This is a genomic window from Kitasatospora sp. NPDC004799, assembly GCF_040609095.1.
Taxonomy (GTDB): domain Bacteria; phylum Actinomycetota; class Actinomycetes; order Streptomycetales; family Streptomycetaceae; genus Kitasatospora.
Window position 1 is genome coordinate 1 of the sequence record NZ_JBEXJK010000461.1, and the last position, 6,302, is coordinate 6,302.

Genomic DNA, 6,302 nt, shown 5'->3' on the forward strand with positions numbered 1-6,302 from the left:
GGCCCTGGAGCGGGTCGGCTTGGGCCCGCTCGCCCGCCGCCCGGTCGGCGAGCTGTCCGGCGGTCAGCGCCAACGCGTGCTGGTGGCCCGGGCGTTGGCCGACGATCCGCAACTGCTGCTGCTGGACGAGCCGTTCACCGGCGTGGACGTGCCGACCCAGGAGCTGCTGACCGAACTGCTGCGGCAACTCGCCGACGAGGGAAGGGCCGTCCTGATGTCCACCCACGACCTCCCGGCCGCCGCCCGGGTCTGCGACCGCCTGCTGCTGCTCAACCGCACGGTGGTCGCCGAGGGCGGCCCGGAGACCCTCGACGATCCGGCCGTCCTGCTGCGCGCGTTCGGCCTGACCGGGCTCCGTTCGGAAGGCGGGGCGTCGTGAACGGCTTCTGGACCTTCCTCACCGAGCCCTGGCAACACGCCTTCATGCGACGCGGGTTCGCGGTCGCCGCGATCGTCGGCGCGGTCTGCGGCGTGATCGGGGTGTACGTGGTGCTGCGCGGCATGGCGTTCATCGGCGACGCCGTCGCCCACTCCGCCTTCCCCGGAGTCGCGCTGGCCTACGCCTTCGAGGGCGATCTGCTGCTCGGCGGCGCCGCCGCCGGCGTGACGACCGCCGTCCTGATCGCCGTGGTGTCGCAGAACCGCCGTCTGAAGGAGGACACCGTCATCGGGGTGTTCTTCGCCTTCGCCTTCGGCCTCGGCATCGTCCTGGTCAGCACCCGGGACACCTGGACCACGGACCTGTCCTCCTTCCTGTTCGGCCAGGTGCTCGCGGTGAGCGGCGGGGGCGTCGCGGTCGTGGGCGGCCTCGGCGCGGTGCTGGTGCTGGTGGCGCTGGCCCTGCGCAAGGAGTTGGTGGCCGTCGCCCTGGACCGGGAGACCGCCAGGGCCGCCGGGCTGCCGGTCCTCGCCCTCGACCTGGCGCTCTACCTGCTGGTGACCACGGCGATCGTGATGTCGCTGGAGGCCGTCGGCAACGTGCTGGTGCTCGCCCTGCTGATCACCCCGGCGGCGACCGCCCGGCTGCTTACCGACCGCCTCCGGCCGATGACGGCGCTGTCCTCGCTGCTCGGCTGCGTCGGCGGCACGGCCGGCCTGTACGTGTCGTACGGCTACGACCTGGCGGCCGGCGGTTCGGTGGTCGTGGTCCTGACCGGGCTGTTCGCGCTCACCTGGTGTCTGGCGCCACGGCACGGGCTGGTCGGCCGTGTGCTCCAGCGCCGCCGCGCGGTGGCGGGCCTGCCGAGCGCCGCGGAGCCCGCCGCAGCGGGCTGACGGCCGCCGCGGGGTGGAAGGCCGCGGCAGCACACCGCGTGCGTCGACGGGCTCGGGGCAGGAGTCCCGGAGAGTTACTTGACATCCTCAACTGTTCAGCCATACCGTCGACGTATTACTTAATGGCATGAACCATCGAGTAGCTCAACACTTCCTGCTAGGAGCACCACCATGAAGGCCATCACCTACCGCAGCTACGGCGGACCGGACGTCCTGGAGTACGGGGACGTGCCCGAGCCCAAGCTCGGCCCGGACTCCGTCCTGGTCCGCGTGGCGGCGGCGTCGGTCAACCCGGTCGACTGGAAGGTCCAGGCCGGTTACCTCGACGGCATGATGGACGTGCTCTTCCCCGTGATCCCGGGCTGGGACGTCGCCGGTGTGGTGGAGCGGGTCGGCCTCGGCGTCACCGAGTTCGCGCCGGGCGACGAGGTGATCGGCTACGTCCGCGAGGACATGGTGCGCCGCGGCACCTTCGCGGAGTACGTCGCCGCGCCCGTGCGCACCCTGGCCCGCAAGCCCGCCAACCTCGACTTCGCCCAGGCCGCCGGCCTGCCGCTGGCGGGCCTCACCGCCTACCAGGCGCTGACCGGCGCCCTGGAGGTCAAGCCGGGCGAGACCGTCCTGGTCCACGCGGCCGCCGGCGGGGTCGGCTCGCTCGCCGTCCAGATCGCCGTCGCCCTCGGCGCCCGGGTGATCGGCACCGCCAGCGAGCGCAACCACGACTACCTGCGCACCCTCGGCGCCGAGCCGGTGACCTACGGCGACGGCCTGGCCGAGCGCGTCCGCGCGCTGGTGCCGGGCGGCGTCGACGCCGTACTCGACCTGGTGGGCGGCGAGGCCCTCCAGATCTCGCCGGCGCTGCTCGCCGAGGGCGGCCGCCTCGCCTCCGTCGCCGACGGCGCCGTCCTCGCCCTCGGCGGTCGCTACGTCTTCGTGCGCCCCGACGCCGCCGACCTCGCCGCCCTGACCGACCTCGCCGAGAGCGACCGGCTCACCGTCGAGGTCGCGGCGACGTTCCCCCTGGAGCAGGCGGCCGACGCCCAGCGCCTCAACGCCGACGGCCACACCCGCGGCAAGATCGTCGTCACCGTCCCCTGATGTTCGGCCCTCCGCCCGAACCGCCCCCGTCACCAGAACCGTCCCGCACCGCCCGGAAGGACCCGCCGTGTCCCTCGTCGTGATCACCGACTGGCTCGCCGACATCGGCGCCGAGCAGCACGTCGCCGATCTGCTCCCCGCCGTCACCGAGGCCGCGCTCACCGAGCCCGGCGTGCTCTCCTTCCGGGTGGTCCGCTCCCTGCGCGACCGGGCCGCCTTCGTCCTCTTCGCCGAGTACGAGGACGAGGACGCGCTGGCCGCCCACCGCGAGAGCGTGTCCTACCAGCGACTGGTCCTCGCCGGCATCACCCCCCACCTCATCGACCGCCAGGCCGAGGCCTACGCCCTCGTGTGACGCGAGCCGTCCACCCGCGGCGTCCCGGCTCCTCCGGGCCCGAGCCGACCGGGACACCGCCGCCCCGGCCGCTCACCGGTCCGTCCTCGGCTGCGTCTCCACCCGGCGCTCCTCCGCTCTCACGGCGGCTCCGGCAGCCTGGCGAGCGCGTCGCGCAGCGCGGCCCGCGAGGTGATGCCCAGCTTGGGGAAGGCACGGTAGAGGTGGGAGCCGACGGTGCGCGGGGACAGCCTGGTGCGCGCGGCGATCTCCTTGTTCGTGAGGCCCGTGGCGGCGAGCTCGGCGATCCGGCGCTCCTGCCAGGTCAGCGCCGCGAGGTTCGGCGCCGACGGGCCCGGGAGCACGCCCGCGTTCCGCAGTTCGGCCCGGGCCCGGGCTTCCCACGCCGTGGCGCCGAGGCGTTTGAACTCCGCGGCGGCCAGCAGCAGCGGTTCCTTCCGGTCCGCTCGCGGCGCCCTCAGCTCCCGCAGCCGGATGGTGTGCGCCAGCCGGACGCGCGCCAGCTCGAAGGGGAAGTCCCGGGCCGCCGGGTGCGCCTCGACCCGGGCGTACGCCTGCGCCGCCTCGGCGGGATCGTCCGCGGTCATCGCGAGGCCTCCGTAGGCGGAGAGGGCCAGCCGGGGAGAGGCCTGCGGCAGGCCCGCCTCGCACGCCGCCAGGGCGTGCCGGCGCGCCTCCTCCCGACGGCCGCTGTAGAGCGCGGCCTCCAGCAGTTCGAGCAGGGCCCGGGGAGCGATCTGGTGGGAGTGCCGGTCGAAGCTGCCCGGCGGCGTCATGCCGATGGCGTACAGGTACGCCGCCTCGAAGTCGCCTTCGGTGAGCGCCGTTCCGGTGGCGATCGCCTCCGTGATCTGGGTGAGCAGGCCGACGCCGCGCGGCCGGGCCCAGGCGTCCACGGCGGACTGCAGCCTCCGCGCCGTGTCGAGCCGCCCCTGTCGGGCGGCGAGCTGCCCCAGGCAGGCCTTGCCGTGGTAGGCGAGCAGGACGTGGCCGTGCTCGGTGGCCAGGTCCAGCCCGCGCTGCGCGGTCCGTTCCGCCTCGTCCCAGTCACCGGAGTACATCTGGTCGAGCATCAGCATCCGCAGCAGGATCATGGCACTGGGCACGGCGCCGTCGTCCTGCTCGCGCTCGACCGCGCGCCGCAGCTGGGTGCGGTACTGGCTCAGCACGTCGACGTGGGACGCGCAGACGGCCAGTCGGGCCACGTCCCAGGGCGCGAGGTGCGCCGCGTCGGCGAACGCCTCCTCCAGGCGGGCGCGCAGGCCCACCCCGCTGCGGGCCACGGCGCTCGCGTCCCGGTACATCGCGGTCAGCGGGTGGACCCGGTCCCCGAGGGCGTCGAGGATCCGCTCGGCCTGCTGCCACAGGGCGGGGTCCCCCGCGTAGTGGGCCATGGTGACCAGCGCGTCCACCGCGCGGGGCAGGGTCTCGTCACCGGACGCCGGTTCGCTCGCCAGCCGGTGCTCGACCGCCGCCGCGAGCCGCCGGAACGACGGCCGGACCGCCCCGGCCTGGACGAAGTCGGCGTGGGTGGACGCGAGGACGGCGGCCAGCGGCGTGGCCGTGCCGGGGTCCCCGACCGAGCGGTGGACCAGCCGCCGGGCCCGGTCCAGCAGGGCCGCCTGGCCGGCGATGTAGGCCGCGTCCGCGAGCCGTCGCGAGCGGTCCGCGGGCCGTTCGCTCAGCTCCGCCGCGCGGGTCAGCCAGGTCACCGCGGCGGCCGCCCCGCCGCGCCGGACGGTGGACTCGGCTGCCGCCTGCAGCACCTCGGCCACGGACTCGTCCGGGTCGACGGTCGCGGCGGCCAGGTGGCCCGCGTACCGCTCGACGTCGTCCCGGTGCACGCCGGCCAGTTCGGCGTGGGCGGCCCGGCGCTGGTCGGACGTGGCCAGCTGGACGACCGCGGATCGGACCAGCGGGTGCCGGAACACGAAGCCACCGGTGGCGGCGTCGACGTCGAGCAGACCGGACGCGGCGGCCGGCTCGACGTTCCGCATCCGGTAGCGGCGGCCGTGGGCGTCGCCGCGCAGCCGGTCGAGGGTGCCGTCGAGGGCACCGCGCAGGAGTTCCGCGCGGACACCGGGCTCCAGACGCTCGATCCGGGCGGCGTAGAGGAGTTGGAGGCGTCGGGACAGCGGGAGGCCGGTACCGCCCGGCAGGTCGCCGCCGGGGTGCGGCGCGCCCGCGTGGGGCGGGAGCTCGTGCAGGGCCAGCGGGTTGCCCCGGGCGTGCGCGAGGACGGTGCGGCGGGTGCGCGCGTCGAGCCGCGGATGGCTCAGCTCCAGGAGGCGTTCGGCGGCCTCGTCCGACAGCGGCGCCACCGGGAGTTCCGGCAGGCGGGCGTCGTCGAAGCGGGACTGCTCCTCGGACCGCAGGACGATCAGTATCCGCACCGGACCGGCCGCCAGCCGGCGGGCGACGAACCCGCACACCTCGGCGCTGGCGTCGTCCAGCCAGTGCCCGTCGTCGATCAGCAGCGTCAGTGGCCGCCCGGCACTCGCCAGGGACAGCAGGTCGAGTACGGCGATGCCCAGGGCCATGACGGACGGCGGCTCGCCGGTGCCCTGCCCGAACACGACGTCCAGGACCGCCCGTTGCCGTGCGCTGAGCCGGGCGGATCGGTCCAGTACGGGGTAGAGGCACTGGTGCAGCCCGGCGAACGGCAGCTCCGACTCGGCCTCGACCCCGGTGACCCGGATCAGCTCGTGCCGTTGCCGGCCGGCCAGCCCGGCCGTGTGATCGACCAGTGCGCTCTTGCCGACGCCCGGGTCGCCCCGCAGCACCAGGGCCCGGCCCTCGGGAGCGGTCACGAACGAGGCCAGCACGGCCAGTTCACGCTCCCGGCCGATCAGCGGCACGTCCGACGGGCCAGGGGCGCCGGGCCGGGGCCCGGTGCCGTCGATGCGGAGCCTGCCGTCTGCGGCCACGTCCCGTCCTCACGCTTTTTCCATACTGAAGAACCATCAACTGTCACACCGATGTGGAAATTTACACGTCTCCTGCCACCCCTTGGTCGCGCTACGAGTCCGGGCCGGATCCACCGGTGGTCGCACCGCGGCGATGAGAGCCGATGCCACCCGCAACGGGGTAGTCGTCCTCAGCGCCGGGGCCGCCTCCCCGCCGAGGACATGAGCCGCGGCTTCGCGGACGAGGTGTCCGAACCGACGCTGATCCCGGCGGACCGGCTCAAGCGCCAGGGCGTCACGACCCTGCCGATCGAGTACCGGGGCGGCCGGTCCGTGGTCGTCGTCAGCGGGGGGCGTACATCCCGTCCGCCTCCGGAGCGGCGTCTACGGGCGGGCGCCCCTGGGGTTGGGCTGGGTCTTCTGGTTGTAGATCTCCTGGCCGTCCGCGTTGTAGGCGTGGACGTAGGGGGCCGGGGGGAAGGCGTTGGCGTCGGTGCCGGTGCCGGTGGCGGTGGTGAGGGCGGCGGTGTGGACGAACGCGCCGCCCGCCATGAGGGCCGGGTACTGGGTCGGGTCGTCGCCGTAGCTGACGGTGATCTTGGCTCCAGGCGTTGTCGGGCGTGGTGAACCGGGCGCGCATGCCGCCGTAGCCGTCGGCGCCGTACCAC

5 protein-coding genes and 1 pseudogene are annotated in these 6,302 nt (G+C 74.7%); 4 read left to right on the forward strand and 2 right to left on the reverse strand.

The features are described from left to right. The 4 genes from ABZW03_RS35415 to ABZW03_RS35430 all read left to right on the forward strand — a co-directional run. A partial coding sequence (locus ABZW03_RS35415) for an ATP-binding cassette domain-containing protein (RefSeq protein WP_355267891.1) occupies positions 1 to 379 on the forward strand: 379 nt, incomplete at its 5' end. Next, positions 376 to 1,275, forward strand: coding sequence for an anchored repeat-type ABC transporter permease subunit (locus ABZW03_RS35420; RefSeq protein ID WP_355267894.1), 900 nt, complete (start codon positions 376 to 378; stop codon positions 1,273 to 1,275). The genes ABZW03_RS35415 and ABZW03_RS35420, both read left to right, overlap by 4 nt. 171 nt (positions 1,276 to 1,446) lie before the next feature. Beyond that, positions 1,447 to 2,373, forward strand: a complete 927-nt coding sequence (locus tag ABZW03_RS35425; RefSeq protein ID WP_355267897.1) for an NADP-dependent oxidoreductase — start codon at positions 1,447 to 1,449, stop codon at positions 2,371 to 2,373. A gap of 67 nt (positions 2,374 to 2,440) precedes the next feature. After that, positions 2,441 to 2,728, forward strand: a complete 288-nt coding sequence (locus ABZW03_RS35430) for an antibiotic biosynthesis monooxygenase family protein (protein WP_355267900.1) — start codon at positions 2,441 to 2,443, stop codon at positions 2,726 to 2,728. A gap of 119 nt (positions 2,729 to 2,847) precedes the next feature. On the opposite strand, the gene ABZW03_RS35435 is transcribed toward ABZW03_RS35430, so the two are convergent. Continuing rightward, positions 2,848 to 5,655 (reverse strand): AAA family ATPase, encoded by a 2,808-nt coding sequence (locus tag ABZW03_RS35435; protein WP_355267903.1) that lies wholly within the window; start codon positions 5,653 to 5,655, stop codon positions 2,848 to 2,850. Between the two features lie 363 nt (positions 5,656 to 6,018). Continuing rightward, positions 6,019 to 6,302: pseudogene (locus tag ABZW03_RS35440) on the reverse strand (hypothetical protein); the annotation flags it as partial.